The organism is Granulicella paludicola (assembly GCF_025685545.1).
Taxonomy (GTDB): Bacteria; Acidobacteriota; Terriglobia; order Terriglobales; family Acidobacteriaceae; genus Granulicella; species Granulicella paludicola.
The window spans coordinates 147,622-165,515 of sequence record NZ_JAGSYC010000021.1 but is presented as its reverse complement, the minus strand read 5'-3'; the positions used below and the strand labels follow the sequence as shown (position 1 = coordinate 165,515).

The 17,894-nt window shown below is 54.1% G+C and carries 13 protein-coding genes; 5 read left to right on the top strand and 8 right to left on the bottom strand.

Going from position 1 to position 17,894, the window contains the following annotated elements:
• The first annotated feature begins 118 nt into the window (after window positions 1-118).
• The 3 genes from OHL14_RS05145 (at window position 119) to OHL14_RS05135 (ending at window position 5,703) form a co-directional block, all read left to right on the top strand.
• Complete coding sequence (locus tag OHL14_RS05145; protein WP_263378253.1) at window positions 119-985, top strand: glycosyltransferase family 2 protein; 867 nt, start codon at window positions 119-121, stop codon at window positions 983-985.
• Between the two features lie 112 nt (window positions 986-1,097).
• On the top strand, window positions 1,098-3,581 hold the full coding sequence (locus OHL14_RS05140; protein WP_263378252.1) for a glycosyltransferase: 2,484 nt from the start codon (window positions 1,098-1,100) through the stop codon (window positions 3,579-3,581).
• Between the two features lie 115 nt (window positions 3,582-3,696).
• Complete coding sequence (locus OHL14_RS05135) at window positions 3,697-5,703, top strand: acyltransferase family protein (protein WP_263378251.1); 2,007 nt, start codon at window positions 3,697-3,699, stop codon at window positions 5,701-5,703.
• A gap of 14 nt (window positions 5,704-5,717) precedes the next feature.
• Here the strand turns inward: OHL14_RS05135 and OHL14_RS05130 are convergent, their stop codons facing one another.
• Complete coding sequence (locus OHL14_RS05130) at window positions 5,718-6,884, bottom strand: acyltransferase family protein (RefSeq protein WP_263378250.1); 1,167 nt, start codon at window positions 6,882-6,884, stop codon at window positions 5,718-5,720.
• On the opposite strand from OHL14_RS05130, the gene OHL14_RS05125 reads away from it, so the two are divergent.
• Together OHL14_RS05125 and OHL14_RS05120 are read left to right on the top strand one after the other, a co-directional pair.
• Entirely contained in the window at window positions 6,842-7,960 is a 1,119-nt protein-coding gene (locus OHL14_RS05125) for a glycosyltransferase family 2 protein (protein ID WP_263378249.1), read from the top strand. The two genes, OHL14_RS05130 and OHL14_RS05125, sit on opposite strands and share 43 nt — an antisense overlap.
• Window positions 7,961-8,020: 60 nt before the next feature.
• Window positions 8,021-9,106 carry a glycosyltransferase family 4 protein gene (locus OHL14_RS05120; RefSeq protein WP_263378248.1) on the top strand — a complete coding sequence of 362 codons (1,086 nt, stop codon included), beginning with the start codon at window positions 8,021-8,023 and terminating at the stop codon, window positions 9,104-9,106.
• A gap of 1,856 nt (window positions 9,107-10,962) precedes the next feature.
• On the opposite strand, the gene OHL14_RS05115 is transcribed toward OHL14_RS05120, so the two are convergent.
• From OHL14_RS05115 to OHL14_RS05090, 7 genes are all read right to left on the bottom strand, one after another.
• Window positions 10,963-11,931 carry a glycosyltransferase gene (locus tag OHL14_RS05115; protein ID WP_263378247.1) on the bottom strand — a complete coding sequence of 323 codons (969 nt, stop codon included), beginning with the start codon at window positions 11,929-11,931 and terminating at the stop codon, window positions 10,963-10,965.
• Window positions 11,932-12,333: 402 nt separating this feature from the next.
• The gene (locus OHL14_RS05110) at window positions 12,334-13,500 is read right to left on the bottom strand and encodes a nucleotidyltransferase domain-containing protein (protein ID WP_263378246.1); all 1,167 of its coding nucleotides are present in this window, start codon (window positions 13,498-13,500) and stop codon (window positions 12,334-12,336) included.
• A gap of 155 nt (window positions 13,501-13,655) precedes the next feature.
• The gene (locus OHL14_RS20190; RefSeq protein WP_396270920.1) at window positions 13,656-14,147 is read right to left on the bottom strand and encodes a lasso peptide biosynthesis B2 protein; all 492 of its coding nucleotides are present in this window, start codon (window positions 14,145-14,147) and stop codon (window positions 13,656-13,658) included.
• A gap of 13 nt (window positions 14,148-14,160) precedes the next feature.
• Entirely contained in the window at window positions 14,161-14,955 is a 795-nt protein-coding gene (locus tag OHL14_RS05105; RefSeq protein WP_263378245.1) for a phosphoenolpyruvate carboxykinase (ATP), read from the bottom strand.
• A 155-nt stretch (window positions 14,956-15,110) separates the two neighbouring features.
• Complete coding sequence (locus OHL14_RS05100; RefSeq protein ID WP_263378244.1) at window positions 15,111-15,419, bottom strand: PqqD family protein; 309 nt, start codon at window positions 15,417-15,419, stop codon at window positions 15,111-15,113.
• A gap of 199 nt (window positions 15,420-15,618) precedes the next feature.
• Entirely contained in the window at window positions 15,619-15,786 is a 168-nt protein-coding gene (locus tag OHL14_RS05095) for a hypothetical protein (protein ID WP_263378243.1), read from the bottom strand.
• 199 nt (window positions 15,787-15,985) lie between these two features.
• Window positions 15,986-17,752 carry an asparagine synthetase B family protein gene (locus OHL14_RS05090; RefSeq protein WP_263378242.1) on the bottom strand — a complete coding sequence of 589 codons (1,767 nt, stop codon included), beginning with the start codon at window positions 17,750-17,752 and terminating at the stop codon, window positions 15,986-15,988.
• Between the last annotated feature and the right edge of the window lie 142 nt (window positions 17,753-17,894).

The window sequence follows — 17,894 nt, the reverse complement described above, 5'->3', positions numbered from 1 at the left end:
GTCGAATCAGAAGCGCGTGACCAGTGTAAGCTAACGGTTGTGGCAGGCAAAACGTGGGCGTGAGCTAGGGCATCAACCGCGATAACAAGAGGCGTTCGGCCAGCCGCGCAAAAAAGGCATGAAACTTTTACGGGCACCCACAATCTCCGCTGTTGTGATCACGCGTAACCGGTGTGATATTCTTCGGCCCACCCTTCAATCGCTCCTGGCGAGCAGGCAGCCGTTTGAACAGATCGTTGTTTCCGACGACAGTACGGATGAGGCGACGGCGAGTATGCTGGCTGCTGAGTTTCCAAATGTGCTGCATGTGCCGGGACCGCGCAGAGGGCGTTCGGCAAACCGCAATCATGCGCTTCGCGCGAATCAATCCGACTACGCGATGATGTGTGACGACGACATCCGTCTCGATCCCGGCTTTGCGGGCGCGGCGCTTGCGTTGTCCATGACCAAGGGCGCGGCTCTTTTCTTTCCGTCACTCGAGGAGCAAGGGCGTGCGTTTCTACCGAATGCGCTCGATTTCCTGGGGTTTTCCACGGTTGCTTATACGCCCGAAATGAAGCAGCATACCGCTCATTCGCAGTGCTTCATTATTGCGCGTAAGATATCCGATCGGATTCTGTATGACGAATACGTATCGGCATACGGGTATGAAGAGTTTGATTTTACCTATAGGGTTGCTGCCTCTGGTTTCCCCGTAGTTCCCATGCCGGAGTTTGTTTGTGTTCATACGGCACCGGCGGTAAATGAACCGTTCGCTCTTGGTGCAGACGCGAATCGTCTTTACATTACCTTCAAACGCCACCTTTATATAGATCAGAAACCTCTGCAAGCGTTCCGTTTTGTGGCGACGGCCATCCCGCACCATCTTCTCAGCTCGTTCAGGCAGGCGGGCTTCCGTGGCTTGGGCATTGCCTGGGCCAACGTCTCTTTGGCAGCTTCCATGCTGCGCCGTTATCTGGTCGGGCGAAGAACCCAGATTCGGTGAGCTGTAACGATGAAGCTTTGCAAGGCATCGAGAGTGGCTGCGCTAGATGAGATAATAAGGATTGATTGCGAATGACCGAGATCGATACGAACCTGGTACTAGACAACCTTAGATGAGCCTCAAACGGAATACTCTGTACAACCTTGTGGGGGCGCTCGTCCCAATGGCTGTCGGGATGGTGGCTGTACCGATCTACCTTCACAAGATCGGCGATGCGCGTTACGGCGTACTGGCTATTGTCTGGCTGTTTCTCGGTTATTTCGGTCTTTTTGACCCAGGAATCACACGCGCCGCAACGTATCACATCGCTCGCCTCAGTGAAGACGATCAAAACCGTGAACGTGAGAGCGTTTTCTGGACAGCGATCCTGCTGAACGCCTGTTTCGGTATCGTAGGTGGCCTCGCGGTCTACTTTGTCGGCAAGCCTATTTTCATGTCGACCTTCAAGATGCCTGAGGGGATGCGGGCAGAGGTAATGGCGAGCCTTCCTTGGTTGGCCGCTTCCGTTCCTGTCTCCATCATTATTGGAGTGCTTGGAGGCGCACTGCAGGCCCGCGAGAGGTTCGGCCTATTCAATACGATCTCAAGTGCTAGTGCGCTCGTCACTCAATTGGTTCCACTTGCCGTTGCGGTTTGGTGGAGTCCGAATCTTCACATACTTATTCCGGCGGTGCTGTTGTCTCGGACGGTGTCTGCGATTCCCATGGCGGTGGCTCTGATACGAGTGATGCCACTTGGCGTAGGGGGACGCTTTGAGCGAGCGCTGGTGAAACCGCTGTTTTCGTACGGTGGCTGGATCACCCTGACCAACCTGCTCAATCCAGTGCTGACGTCGCTGGATCGCGTCCTTATCGGTAGCGTGCTTAGCGCGGAGGCGGTGGCGTTTTACTCTGTACCATTTAACCTGGTGACACGCGCCTCGATTATCCCGGGAGCGCTTTCAACGAGCCTATTTCCTCGCTTGTCCAAGAGCTCGGATGAGGAGCGAGCGCGGCTAGCGGGCGATTCGGTGATCGCTCTGGCTGCAGTGATGACGCCGCTGATCGTCATCAGCATCGCGTGTCTTCCCATTTTCATGCACTACTGGGTGGGAGCAGAGTTCTCTAGACACGCCGCCAGTGTTGGCGTCGTTTTGCTGGTCGGGATGTGGGCCAATGGACTCGCTTTTATCCCTTACGAGCATTTGCAGGCGACTAACCGACCGGATCTTGTTGCAAAGTTTCATGCGATTGAGGTCATTCCATTCTTGGGTATTCTCTGGGTGGGACTGCATTCCTTCGGACTCATGGGCGCTGCATGGGCCTGGACGCTTCGAGTGGTTGCCGATGGACTTCTGCTCTTCTGGGTAGCGGGGAAGATCACCGGTTGGCAGCGAATCCTTCCGGGAGGGCTGCTCGTTCTGCTCGCTTCCGGCTTCGCTCCCACCTCGGTTCTTTCGACACGAAGCGCCATTGAGATTGCGCTTATCGCGGTTTCCTTGTCGTGGTCCTGGTGGAGTAGCCCAATCTTCCGGCGACTCGTAACAGGCACGATTCCCGCGAGGTTTAAGGGCAGGAGTGCATCCGCGATCGTTGCGGTGCGAGAGGTCGCCGATGTTGCGCCTACGGTCTCTATAGCTATGGCCACCTACAACGGCTCGGCCTATATTCTAGAGCAGCTAGAGAGCCTTGCAGCGCAGAGCTTGCAGCCGTCAGAGCTGGTAATCACCGATGACGGATCGACTGACGACACGCTACAAATCATTGAGGAATTCGCTCGCACGGTGAGTTTTCCCGTGCGGGTGTCACCGAACTCGACGCGGCTGGGCTATGCTAACAATTTTCTTCGTGCCGCCTCGCTCTGCACTGGCCATCTGATCAGCTTCTGCGATCAAGACGATCTCTGGCTGCCAAATAAGCTGGAGCTCTGCGTAGCGGAGCTTCGCGATCCTAGAGTGCTTCTGGTTGTGCATTCAGCCGAACTTTTTGGCGACGGGGTTCCTTCCGGTAAGCGTGTCCCCGATTATCCGAGTCGAACGGTGTTTGCACCTCTCGGCTATTATCCATTGATCAGTTCATTTGGTTTCGCGATGGTCTTTCGGCGCGAATTGCTGGAGATTACGGACAATCTGAACCGTCCGCTGATTAAGCCCGAGGGTGGAAAGATACTGGCACACGATCAGTGGATCTGGTTTATGGCTACCTGTTTTGGCAAGCTGGTAACCCTGCCGAATGCTCTGGCACATTATCGCCAGCACAGTAGCAACACCTTCGGTGCGGACATGAACGGAGGCAGCCCGGCGCTCAAACGTTACGACTACAGCACGCGTACTGCTGAAGAGACTCGGGCTGCGGAGTTTCTGGCAGAGGTTGAGAAAACCTGTTCCGAACGTTGGCGTAGCGAAGCAGGGAGGGCTGCTACCTTCTTCCGTCGATGCGCGAGCACCAACTTTGAGCGAGCGTCGATCTACGCCGAAACAGCGAGTCTTCCCAGAAGGGTGACGATCTTCGCAAGGATACTTTTGAGTGGAGGTTATAGCATCGGGACGACTGCAGCGTGGCTGGGCTGGCGCGCAATGGCGAAGGATTTAGCTCTAGGTGTCTTGCGTCTTCGGTAAAAGTGCGCATTCCTAGAGGAGCCCATTCTTCTGTGGATAGGTAGGTAACGCTTCGTCTTGTGCACCGGCTGACGGTACTATCAAAGTGTCTTCGCCTCCTAAAGGGGAACTATTGTTGGACGCACATCAGGAAAATATCTCACCACCAATCGCCGAGCACATCGCACCCCGTTACAGGGGAGATATTGATGGATTGCGAGCGGTCGCCGTGCTTTTGGTGGTCCTTAATCACCTCCAGTTTCGGCACGCCGACGGTGGGTATGTCGGCGTCGATGTCTTCTTTGTCATCTCTGGCTACCTAATCGGCGCTTCTATGATTGCTGAGTTTCGCCGCGACGCTTTTTCGCTGGCCGCGTTTTATGAGCGACGCGTTCGCCGAATTTTCCCAGCGCTGTTGGCTATGTTGTTCTTCGTCACTGCTCTGGCTTGGTACTACCTGATGCCAAGTTCGCTGATTGATTATTCAAAATCAGCTTTCGCGGCCCTTGGATCATATTCAAATTTTTATTTCTGGGGTCAAGGTGGCTATTTTGACGCACCGAGTGCTACCAAACCACTTCTGCACACGTGGTCGCTTGCAGTAGAAGAGCAGTTTTACCTCTTGCTGCCGCTAGTTCTATATTTTATTTTTCGGTCGATGCCGAGCAAGTTGAGAGGGACCTTATGGGCACTGACAGGCCTGACACTCGCACTGGCCATCTGGTTTGTGCATGTGAGCCCCAGTACCGCTTTTTTCTGGTCTCCACTTCGTGCTTGGGAGTTATTGATTGGCGTGCTGATTTCACAGTACCCTATCAGATCGCTTCGTAGCCGACTAGGGCGTGAACTGGCGGCGGCCGCAGGGCTCATTGCCATTCTCTCAGCCGGCGTTCTTTTTAGCTCAACAACTCCATTTCCAGGGTTTGCTGCGGTATTGCCTTGCGCAGGCGCTGTGTTGATCATTGCCGCCGGCCAGGTGGGCAACTCGGTGACCGCAAGCTTTCTCGCTCTTCCTCCCCTCCGCTTTGTGGGTTTGATCTCATATTCACTTTATCTATGGCACTGGCCCATCTATGTGTTCCAAAATACGACGCTGATCCTGTCGCCGTACCCCTCGTGGCATCGAAACACCAAACTCTGCATACTTTCGAGTTCCTTATTGATTGCGGCTTTGTCGTGGTGGTTGGTAGAGACGCCGTTTCGTAAAGGACGATGGAAGCCAAATCGTCGAACGCTCTTTTGGATCAATGGCCTTTGTGCAACAATGTTGGTCTGCATATGCGGAATGGCCGTTCGAGCGAAAGGTGCACCGTCCCGCCTTCGACCGGAGATAGCGCGAGTCGGCGCGTTTCTGAGCCTAGATACTGATGCTGCCTGGCGTGCGCATCAGTGCTTCTTGCTGCCCTCCGATTCACCTTCAGCGTTTCGACAGGACGTATGTCTCAAATCCGTGAGCGGTAAAAAAAACTACCTTCTCCTCGGAGATAGTACCGCTGCTCATCTATATCCGGGGCTCATCCGCACATTTCCCGAACTAAATATCCAGCAAGCGACCGCAGCCAGTTGCTTGCCGTATGATGAGACGCCATTGAGGGATTTGCCGGGTTATCAGAGTAATTGCGACGCGATGTGGCACTTTCTTCACGATAGCTGGTATCCGTCTCATAGACCGGATGCGGTGATTATCGCAGCGATGTGGGACGGCAGCTCGCTCACAAAACTAACCCCGGAGATTGAGCTATATCACCGACTGAATATACCCGTTATGCTTTTGGGGCCTGTCCTTGGCTTCGACATTCCCCTTCCCACTCTCATCATCGCGAATTTGCGTCATCAAAAAGGAGGGCGTTCGAGTGCCGACTACATATCGACACATATGATCTCAGAGAATGTGTCACTTGATACAAAAATGCGTCAAAAGGCTGACTTTTCCTGGCATATCTCTTTTGTTTCTTACTTCGAAGAGCTCTGCGAAGGCCGCTTTGGAGCAACGGGTGAAGCGGTATGGCATACGTCCAACGGTTGCCCCATTTTCGCTGACAACGGTGACCCGCTCCTATTTGATATGCATCACTTTACACCAGCTACATCGGCTCAGTTTGCGGAGGCGCTGCGACGTGACGGGAAACTACCGCTTCGGTGAGTCCAGGTGAAAGATTACGGTGAGGGGCTCCGTTCGACCCGTTTAATTTGCTTGGGTACTGGCAGGCGAGCTTGTAGCAACTTGCGAGCTTCCGGGTCATAATTCTCTCCGATCCAGAACGTCAGCGGGATGACCAGCGCCAGGAAGAGCAGGCCAGGCCAGGGTGCTGCCACTTCCATTGGGCGGTGACTTAGGTGAGTCCAGATTTGCTCGAAGAAGGCGAACAGTGGGGCGTGAAGGATGTATAAGGGGTAGCTCAAGGCTCCGAGCCAGCGTGCTGGACGCACGAGCTTTGGTGTTGGCTGAGAATTTGCTCCAAACCATAGGAGCAGTGGAAAGATGGCCACGACCGTTACCCATTCGAACAGCCCATTTTGCCTAAAGTTCGGAACTGCAAGTAGCGCCGCCAATACCAGGCCGATCAGCCAGGGGGGAGCATACATGCGGCCTCGGCCTTTCTCCCAAAGGCGATATAGAACTACACCCAAGGGGTACGAAAGGAGCATTCTTCCCATGCCGAGTAGGTAGTCCTGGCGGCTAAAACCGATGTCAAATCCGTTCCAGCGCATCGCTTCAAAGAACTGGGTTATCGCCATGACGACACAAAAACCAATCAGAATGCGCAGACTACGGCGTCGCATAAAGAGCGCATGGAAGAGATTTGCAACGATCTCGAAGAAAAGCGACCATGCGGGACTGTTGTAGGGATACATTGCCAGCGGTGCGCGGGGTAGCAATGGCATCGGCGGCGTGGGCAAGAAGAACAGGCCAAGCACAAAGAGTTCCAGTAGCAGATCCAACGGACGATGAACCTTACCGTAGCGATTCTGCAGCACAAGGAAAGCCGCTCCGAGCAGCAAGCCCAGAAAATACAACGGATAGAGCCTGAGAACGCGGACCTGGAGAAAGTCTCGCGTCCGCCAGCCGGCGTCCAACCGCTGTTGATAGACATAGGTCATAACGAAACCGCTTAGCAGCAGGAAAAAATCGACGGCCATATGCGCGTGCGGAAATACGAGCAGGGTTCCGTAGGCGCGCGCAGTATGGGAGTACATCACCGGTATAGCTGCGATGCCACGCAACGCATCCAGTGTTACGAAAGAGCGCGGCCTGGCCGCCAAAGCAAGGTCAGGCTTTGATGGGGAAACTCCGGTCTTGCCTTGCTGGTGGGGGATATTCATCCGAGACTGATATCTTCATTCATTTTCCATTGAGGGTATCATCTAGAGGAGAGCCAGAAGTGTTCGAAGGCGCAACTGTGAATCTGCACCGGTTACGAGTACGTGCTCTGTTTGGAGAAAACTACTTCAGTATGTTGATGACAGTACTCGTTCCGACGTATAAGCGGCCCGATTATCTTGAGAGATGCCTCGCAGGGATTGAATCGCAGACTCGGCGAGCCGATGAGGTCGTCATCGCAGTGCGCGAAGACGATAGTGAGACTCTTGCACTACTTGGGGCTTGGAAAGAAAGACTGCCGCTGCGACCGGTCATGTTGGGTCGTCCGGGCCAGGTGTTTGCAATGAACGCGAGCTGTGTGGCTGCAAACGGCGATATCATCTCGGCTACGGACGACGATGCCGTACCGCAGGCTGAATGGCTGGAACGAATAGAGAAGCTTTTCCTATCGGACGATCTCATTGGCGCGGTTGGCGGCAGGGATATCCTGCGCGCCGGAGGAGACATTCCTACCGGCTCTACGCAAATCGTGGGACGGATCATGCCCTACGGAAGGTTCATTGGCAACCACCACGCTGGCGCCGGACCTCTGCGCGAGGTAGATCATCTGAAAGGTGTGAACATGAGTTGGCGCACAAAGGCTGCTGGAAAACAACCTTTCGCCACGGACCTTCATGGGAAGGGTGCGCAGGTTTTTCAGGAACTTGCTTTTTGCTTCAGGCTTGATCGTGCAGGCTGGAAGGTTGTTTACGATCCTGCAATCCTCGTAGATCACTACGTCGCTGTTCGCTTCGATGAGGACAATCGCGCCCAGCGCAATATGATCGCGCTCGAGAATGCCGCATTCAACTTCTATCTTTCGTTCCTGCGTGATCGCAAACCAGGGTGGAAACGTTTTGCTGCTCTGGCATGGGCACGGTTGATCGGAATCCGTGATATGCCTGGCATCGTTCGTGAAGCTTTCGCGATCCTTCGTGGAGACGCTCGCGGCAAGGCAGCTGCCGCAGCGGCTCGGTCAGCTTGGCGCGAGGCTCGCAAGTATGCTGCAAACCCTCGTCCACTTAATTTGGCTGGTTGAAAAGCTCGTGGCAAAGAGAGCGGTGGCTCTGTCTGGGCGCAAGCGATGCAGGGAGCTCGAATGAACCTAGTAATTGTTGCGCATGCGTTTGCTCCGTCTATCGGCGGTGTCGAGACGGTTTCTCGGATTCTCTGTGAGCAACTGACTTTGCTCGGTCACCGAGTAACGGTGTTGACCATGACCCAGGATGATGCAGGCGTGTTTGATGTGCCGTACACGGTCCTCCGCCGGCCTGATCGCTCAACTCTGTATCGAGTATTCCGTCAGGCGGATGCGGTCATAGAGTCCCACATAACGCTGGGACTAACATGGCCGCTGTATCTTGGACGTTTGCTTGGTAGACTGCACCTTCCGGGCCCTTTTCAATCGAAGGCCCTCATCAGCGTGATGCACACACCGATGCTTCGAGAGAACGACACGACCCGGGCCAGCCGACTCAAGCTGTTTCTGTTGAAGCAGATTCGGCCGTATGCCGTCAGTGAGTACCTTCGGCAGACCCAGGGGGTACCTTGTGGACTAATTCAAAACCCCTATGACGATAAAGTCTTCAAGAGGCTACCGGTCGATGACGTTTCGGATAATCTGCTTTTCGTCGGGCGCCTGACAGCGGCTAAAGGGTGCAGTGTGGCGATCGACGCGGTCGCAGCGTTAAACACTGGCGAGCTTGCCGATGTCGGTCGTGCGCCCTTCCACCTTGACATCGTTGGTCGTGGCGAGGACGAAGAAGAATTGCGTCGGCAAGCTTTAGCACACGGGCAGCAGGAATTTATCCACTTTAGGGGTCCACAAACTCCAGCTGTTCTTGCACGCACGATGAATCAGCACAGAATTCTGCTGATGCCATCGGCCTCAAGGCCTCCCGAGGCATTCGGACTTGTGGCCATTGAGGCGATCGCATGTGGATGTATTCCGATCGGCAGTCAGCAGGGTGGCCTAGCTGAGGCGATCGATGGCTGCGGCCTCACATTTCCCGAAGGAGATGTGCTCGCCCTGGCTCGGAGTGTTCTTGAGGCGCGGAATCTACTTGCAGATCGCGAGTCCTTGGAAGCCCTGGAGCAACGTCGATCCACATATCTGCAGCGTTTCCTGCCGGTCAACGTGGTCGCTGAATACCTCCGAGCCGTTACTAATGGCTCGGGATTGTGAAATGCTGCGACAACCTGTTGATTGGTTTCCGGGGGAACTCTGACGGCGTATAGCGTTCTGACATGAGGGCCAAAGAACGTGTGGAAGACAACAGGTGCGAATCGTGACGCACCTCCGCAGGTAGTCGGGTCGAAAGACACAACGTATTGGGAATGGATCGACGGGGTTAGCTGTAAGAAGCGAGTGTGGCAAGGATCATCCTCTGTAATCTCCGGAGGTGGCAGAGCTGTAGAGCGGGGATTGATCATTCTTGGGTCGCTCAGATGTCCTGTGACTTCAGTTTCCGTCCAGCCGTTGTACTGAGAACCGCCATCGATGGCAGTGCGCCGAACACCTTGAGATGTAAGTTCGCTCAACAACTTGTCCTGCGCACGGAATAGAGCAAATGCGTCACGCAGTCCCGCTGTGTCAATAATGGCCACAGCTAAGATCAGACCCCAAACAGCGATAGGGAATTGACGCCCAAATGTCTGTTGATGGATCAGTGCTGCAAAAGCGAGAAGGACAAACTCAGGGAAAATGTAATAGCGATCTGTCAAGCCTGGGCTCAACATGCGTGGCATCAGGATCAAGAGAGAAGCCATAGCGCAGGGTAGCAACAGTATGCTGACTGTTCGCATGTCAAGCGAGAGGTGGTCTGGTCTTGCTTTCGCTAATTGACTTTGCTTTTGCACGAACAGCCACAGCGTAGAAATCAAGGCGGCCCCGCCCAAGATCAGAAATATAGTGAGAGCTACACGCACACCGGTAGTCAGCAGCACCGGCTGGCTACCGAGGTACGATGGAAAATATTCCATCCCTGTGTACCAAAGATTGTTGAACATATAGGGGACGGATATAGCCGCCAGCTTGCCGATTCCGTGTGTTTTATGTATGTAAAGCAAAGCTGTGAGGCTGAAAAGGAGCCAGCCAGTCGCGACGATCTTAGTCAGCTTAGAGCGGAAAAGAGCAGGCGCGAACACTAAAAGCAGCGGCATAGCTAGCAGTAGTAGTTCGCCGACAGAGAGGCGTATGAAGTATGGGACAGAGTGGATAACAAAATACCGTGTCCCAGGCCAAGCACTCGGAATAAGATGCTCGGAGATAATGTACGGCTGCTGATCGAACCAGCGGAGAGAGGCGGTCATCATAGCGATGCCGGCAAGCGTAGCTAGTGTGCCTTTCCATACGAGAGAACGATTCTTCCGGAGTAGCCAAATTGTGCATGGAACCATCACAAGTAGACCCAGCCAAGAGATTTGGCGTGCTGTTCCACCCACCGCTGTAGATATTGCAGCGGTGCACACCCACAGGGTAGAACGATGTTGGTCGCAGGACTGCAGCGCCCGGAGACAACAGTAGCAGCAGCCAATCGAAACCAGCATCCCGTAAATGTCTGACATGAAACTAAACGTGACAGCCATAAAGGGCGGAGACAGCAAAAGGACAAGTGTCGCGGCAGCGGCGTTCCAAGCCGAGATTCCCAATCGAGTAAAGACACGATGCACTAAACCGGCAGTTGCCATGGCAACTACGAGTGTTGCCAGTCGAGGTGCGGTAAAGGAGAAACCCAGGAGTTTGATGAACGCAGCGCCTACATACAGCTGCCATCCAAGCATGGCCGTCGCCCAGCCGTTGTAGGCGATGTGGCCGGTATTTGCGAGGATTCTGGCAGTCTGAATGTAGGACCAGTCATCAACGATGCCGAGCTCAACCCATGGGTGAACCCAGATTGCGCAAACAGGCAATGCCAGAATGCAAATGAGAGTAGGAAGGACGCTTTGAAGTCTTTTGATCACAACGTTGTTCATGCGTGGGCTTCTCTACCTTTTCTTACGTATAGTGGCGGCGCTTGGACTCGTCATATGGCTAGGCTGCTAACTTCGTTTGAAAACCTGGCGCCTCATGGAGACATAGGGCTTGTAGTCGTGAATCGGTAAGATCTCCCGCTGGACGCGACCATTGAGGAGGATCAAACTCGACGAGAGTGCCGTGAAGCCGACCTGAAAAAGAATGATCAACATTCCGAAGCTTACGGTAGTCGCCCAACCGGGCGTTGCGTGGGTTGGGAAGAATAGTCGCAGCACGAGGAGGGCGCATATCGCGGCACCGGTAGAAACGGCCAGCAGAATGGCAAATACCAGCAGTCGGACGAAGATTGCATCAGCGTAGACCGAGATGCCACTCATGCCGTGAACGATGAGTGAAACGAAGTTCATCTTCGATCGGCCAGCGTATCGATAGCCGCGGTCCACGGGGCAGAAGGAGATTGGAATTCGGGAACGAAGAACAGCCGCAGGAAGATTGTTCCACAATTCTGAAACGAGAACCAGTCGCTGAGCATTGCTCATCGACATCGCGGAGAAGTTGCCGAAGTTAATCTTCTTGCCGGTGACAAGCGAGAACATGACCTTGTACACAACATAAGAGAGCCGGAACGTCAGGTTTTCTGTGCGACGACGACGTTGAGCGACGACATAGAAACGTCCTGGGTTAGAGGCCGCAGCCAGCAGCGAAGCGATGGCTGCGGGTGGATCCTCGCCATCGCCATCCATTACAACGATAGCGTCACTTGCCGCATCATCGACGACGACACATAAGCCGGTCGCGATAGCCCGCTGGTGGCCGACGTTGATTGCAAGATGCACGATCTCAAGAGACTCAAGCGAGGCAAAGTCGGGCACCGCACCCAGGAAGGGTTCGACCGGCTCACTGGAGCCGTCATCGATGCCGAGGATGCAGACCTTGTACGGGCATGTTGCGGCAAACTCATCCAACTTCGTCACCAAGGTGACGAAGGAGATCCAATCATTGAAAAGCGGTACAACGATCGAAAGGACCGGCACATATCCTCCGTTGGCAGTCACAAGATTGACAGATTTGAAACGGGGAGCGGATGAGCCAGTCTTCGCAGCAATCGTAAAGAAATGCTACATGGCTTGTACGCATCACATGTATTCACCGATGTTTTCCGGAAGATACGCAGTTTATACTTTTGCGGAGGCAACTTGGTACAAGCGGGGAAATCGTTTCAAACAAAAGCTGATTTTCTACACGCCTGGCTGTCCTGGTGTCCATTCTAAATAGGCAAAGATTGACCCCACTCGAATGTTACGGTAAGCGACATGTGCCACAAAGTCAAGGAGTTGGCTCACAACCTAGTCAAAAGTGGAGATGCAAGAACGGGGCGTTGTTTGAATCCGTCTAGTTGTAGTCTGGTCTTGAGCAGGTGATTGACACACAGAAGGTTAGGCTTCGATGCCCCGATAGACCTCAGAACGGGCAGCTCTACTCATACGGGGTGGAACCAGCAGGCCAAGAATCGCGTAGAAGCCAAAAAGTGTATCTGGTAGATCCATAGTCGACCAGACGCGGGGGCGAAAGATATATCGCCCCATGATCTCGAGGGTACCCTTCAAGCCTGGCACGAGGTGTTGTTCTAAACGAAACTCGGTCGCGAAGGTGATATCGAGACGATTTGGTGCGAATTCGGTCTTGAGCAATTCATCCACGACTTGCCGATACATCGATTGATGGAAAGCGTCGCTCGTTAGAAGCAACGGCGCATTCACCGCCGGAGCTCCGACCCAAGCTTGTGCCAGATGGATGGCTGAACTTATTTGTGGAAGTAGGCCCAGCTTCGTTGCACGGACGATCGCTTCTTCCAGTTCCGACTGCGTCAGTCGGCGCAGGAAAGCCGCAAAATCAATAAGGCTCTTCAGGTAAATCCAAGCATCCGAAACTCCGTGTGCAGCGGAATAAAGGAATTGATCCACGGGGGCCAACATGTAGCAGCCCTCGCCGAAGAGCTTTCCCTTCATCGGAACGCAACTCTGAGCTAGGAGGTTGGCCTTGTGTTCGACGTTATTGAAAAGTCTCCAATGTAGATCGACCATGACACCGGATCGCTTGTGCTTGAATGAAAAATCCTTCCGATAGCGACTGTAGGAACGAAGCCGACGTGGCGTGAGCTTTGTGGATGGCATTACGAGCTCGTAGCCCAAGTCGCTCATACAGAGGATCTGTCGATCAAGGTCCTGATCGGAGGTCATAAGGTCCAGATCTACCGAATATCGCCGGAACGGATCACTGTAGATGAGTTCGGAGAGCAATGCACCTTTGAGTACGGTCACTTGGAAGCCCTGCTGCTGAAGAGCCCTTGCGATGCGCTGCGTCTCGAGAGTGCTTTGCACCACACGCTTGGAGTTCGCCTGCGTGATCCTGGTGAAGGTACGGAGGACAGTCTTCGGGATGCGCTCCGGTGCCGCTAACTTCAGCCCACCCAGGACAATAGGAGCGACCCGATGAACACAAACAACTCTAACAAATTCCTCCCAGTCGATAGGTTCATCAAGTGTCTTTAGGATTTGTTCCTGATCAGATGCCGTGAGCGGCACCCGAGCCGAGAACAGCATGAGTCGGAAGTGACTGGGAAAGTCCGGAAACAACATCTGAATTTTGGCCCCATTCTTTCTCGCAGGCGTAATCGGTGTTAGTGTCTTCGCCTGACTCTTGAGTGTACGGCGTTCTCTACCGGCCGCAACTCTGTCTCAGCTACCCGTGGTTCTGGTCACTCTCCAGGGTCAGTCTGTTCGATGCCTGTAGCGGTCAGGAAGACAGAAAGGGAACTCTGAGGTACCTCAACAAACTGCGCGACCTCCGTATATGGTGCAGCTTCGTGGGTGCCAATTATCCCAAAACCTGCCGAGGTAATCCATACGTGTGCTTTGAGAGCACCGTTTTCGCGAAGCACACCGTAGTGCATTACTCGTTGGATACCGCGGCTCCTCAGCATCCTGTCTACAGCAATGCCGCGATGGATGCACACGGAGCGAACAGGAAGCCGCTTCGAGATGAACTTTACCACGTTCGCTATTTTGTGTACTCTCGGATCCGGGCGGAGGGAGTCGGGTGCCTCGTAAGGTAACGGGGTCCGCTTTGGTGGTAACAATCGGAGGTAGAGATGCCCTGGAAAAAGATCCACCAAAAGCCATGTTACGCCTAGCCACCAGGATGCTTCGGCGGCTAGGGGAAGGAGGCGAACTCGGTGGCGCAAGCTCATAGCAACAATAAGCTTACGGTATTCGACCCTCATTTGCGTGCTGACTTTCGATGAAGTCAACTGTGCGATCAAGGAGATCGAAGCCTCGGGGGCGTTCCAAGACGTAAATCGGAACAGAGGAGATAAGCTTTACGAGCTGGCTGAACGTCTGGCCCCGCAGGTTCAATAATTCTCCGACTCCCGATCTGTGGATTTGTTCCCCGACTACCCGGAAGGCCTCTTGGTTTTGGAGCGACCGCGCGCGTATTCCCTCATCCTTCGATTCGCCCAGCATATAGATGGCGGACACTGGCAGGCTTGAGATGCTTTCCTCCGCGTATACAGACACCATCCCGAAGTGCCCCTTTGTTCCGCGTGGGGACTCCGTGTACACGGTCCCTTTCCCGAAGCCGAAACCTTCGATTGCGTCGGCTAACAACTTGACGCGTGGGAACGCAGAACGAAGCAGTGGACGAGGCCCGACGCCACAAAAATCGAAAGGGCAAACATCATCGCTCAGCAGACGGTGTCCCCGTCGAGCCATTGCCGTTGCCAGCGTGGACTTTCCTGCGCCGCTATCACCGGAAAAGATGACTGCTTCATCGCCCACCCGTGCAGCGGAGCCATGCAAGGGTAAAAGCCCATGCCGGTAACAAAGTGCCGCGAGACCAGTTCCGTAGAGATAATTGCGAACCATGAGAAGGTCGCTACTTTGGGCCATGTGAACTTGAAGGCACGCGCCTGATTTCGGCACGTCGATTGATACGTTGCCTTCGAAGTTGATGCGGAGCGTGTCGTGCTCTAAAAGCTCAAACGCCGTCTCTCTCACGTCCGGAAGTATTTCGTCGTAATCGACAATTACGTCAGGCTCACGGTCATCGCCAGCCCACGGTAGCAGCTCAGGAAGAGGGGTCGCTGAAACGAGCTTCCAGCCGCATACATAGTAAGGCCCGTACTGCGTACCTGGAGCCGAGTGAGGCACTTTCACTCAAATACACTCGAGATGATTAACTTCTTTGCCAATAGCTCTAGTAGGAGCTGTTTGACGTCCTCTTCAATTGTGCCTTCGGGGGCATCAAAATGATCGCTGCAGCTCTGGATCAAGGCCGGGACCGAGATTGGTGTTTTGAGTTGCTCCCATATGAATGAACCGGTCGTGTCAAGGCCAAAACAAAATCCCTGTTCCGCGTCCATCATTACCACTTCCTCGCCAATGCGTGCCTCAATACAGTGCTCAGAGTGAACAAGTACAAGCCCTTCTAGATGCTCCGCCTTAAAAATTGCTGTTGGCATAAAATATCCGTTGGTCAAATGAAGACGAAAGCACTAGCCCGCCTTTACTAAGGCGCAAACTGGGAGGGCAGAGTTCTTTGACTGTTGTGGGCTGTGAAAGGCGGGAAATGCAGAAGATGCCATTGCCCGCCGTTCGCAACATTTAGTTAACTATTTACTATTTGCCGCAGCTTTTTTGTTTCAAGCCGCAGCGCAATTCTTAAGAGCCACCTGCAAGGCGATAGTTGATGCCTGAGATGAGAACTTCGCCGACACCAAGCGTCTTTGTGGCTTCAGCGTCGCCCAAGCTGAGGCTGGTTAGTATTGGCTTACTCCAAGACTGCTTTTGTGCGCGTGCCTGCGGGGAATTGGTCGCTGGGTGGCTCATGTAAATCTCCTTGTAGTCGAGTACGATGCAGGCTTATCGTGCTTTTGCCGCCTATTTGAAAAATATTTCATCCTCTCCCTACGGTCAATTGAACGTGTGACTATAGTGGTTTTCGTTTCCCGAAATGGGAAAATAGGGGGAAAACTTTCAGGTCATGGGCCATTCGACTCTCGATTTCTACTGGTACGGCGTCATCAAATCACTTGGCAAAGTGCTCCTCGATATAGCGCGCCATATCGAGGGCTCGTGTTGCGCTCAGAAATAGCGAGCTATCCTCTTCGCCAGACTTGCGTGCCGAAACGATGGCCGCGCATGCCGCTTCTATGTTGAAGATTTTCAGCACTAACGGCACTTTAGCGAGCTGATTTGCGCTCTTCAGTATCGCCGGTGATTCCTTAAGCAATGTGCCGACTGCTGTGGGGAACGGGGACATCTTATCGAAGCGCCATCTGATTTTTTCGGGGAGAATGTTCTCCATTGCATCCCGAAAGACCCTTCGCTTGCGTGCCTCGCGCATGTGCCACTCAGCGGGTAGCGATAGCACAAACTCTACAACTCGCCTGTCCAGTAGTGGAAAGGTAAAGGCTTGGCCGTAACGGGCGCCTATAGAGGCCCAATTTGTTGCGCGTACTGCCAGATGGTGACTTCTCAAAAGATTGAGTTGATTCTGGCGAACGTTCGGTGTTATCTCCGTCCAGGTCCATGGAAGATCTTGCGCGGCCGATACGGAATCCTTCGCTAACATCGCCATGCATGATGCGGCGAGTTCGCGGATATCACCTCGCAGTCCCAGCATCCGAGTCAACCAAAGTGGCGTTACCTGACCGAAGATCTCGCTTCGCAGCGTTGATCTGCGAGAAAAGCCACGCAAATGCTTAGCAGCCTCGATCTCGCGTAGGCAGTATCCCCAACGCCCACGGAGAAAGGCGTCTCCCAAAGCGCCACGCCCGTTGAAGGTCGCGCCTTCGTCCCCGCCCCAGCCCGAGAGAATGAGGTTCGCACCTTTGGCACTCGCATCCGCGCACACCCTGTTCTCAGGATCTCTATCCCACAGACTCAGTCCCCAATCGATGTCGGTGTGTTGATACAAGTATCCGATGGGGTCTGGAGGCCATATTGGCATCCAGTCAATCTGTGGTTCCTGCGCGAGGACCGCCTCCACGTAAGGGGATTCGTCATCATGAAGGACGCCTTCCTGAGGCTCCATCAGAAAGGAGTAGCCAAGTAGTTTTCGCCCCTCGGACACAAGTTTTCTGCTGGCGATCACGGCAAGCGCGGAAGAATCCAAGCCGCCACTGAGATGAGCTGCTACGCTGCCTTTTTCAGTACTCTCAACCCGGCTTTCAACGGCTGAAATAATCAATTGACGCAGCTCTGCTGCCGCTTCCGCCGGACTCTTGTGCCGATATTTCCCCAACTCTGGTCGCCAGTAGCGACGTAGTCGGATCACGCTATCCGAGCCCGACCAGCGGACACGAAGTGTATGTCCCGGTATAAGTTCCTTGACTCCTGCTGAATACGTTTCGCCTGGCTGTCTTTGCATAAAGAACGCATGGATCAGAGCTGTCGTATCGAGCTCTCGGGGCACCATGCCTGAGGCATGGACGCCGATTGGAAAGGAAGCAAAGGCGAGGAATTTGCCAGGTTGCCACGCGTATACGATGGGTCTGATTCCCAACGGGTCGCGCACGAGCATTAATTCTCTTGACTGTGGATTCCATCCTGCTAGGGCGAAGTCTCCGAGAAGCTTCAGCGGGGCTTCTTCTCCCCAACGTTCGATCGCTCCCACGGTCAAGGCAGCGTTCGCCTTAGCTGGGTTGGATTCATCTTGTTCCGCATTGCTCAACGTCGCTACTCGTAGTTCGTGTTGGAGGGCTGCACGCTCATCCAATCGCACATCGCCCGCGAGCACATATCCGGAATGTCCTTTAGAAAGAGAATCGGGATGGCCGTCTGAATCCAGCACGGCGAGTCCTACTGGACCCTCCTGCCATACAGTTACGCGAGCGCGAGCGTGGGCGGGGCGATCTGCCGGAGCACGCATGGCGTCACACATGAGATGGAGTGTTTCAGTAGATATCCCTTCACCGTTCAGCATCAAGATTCCA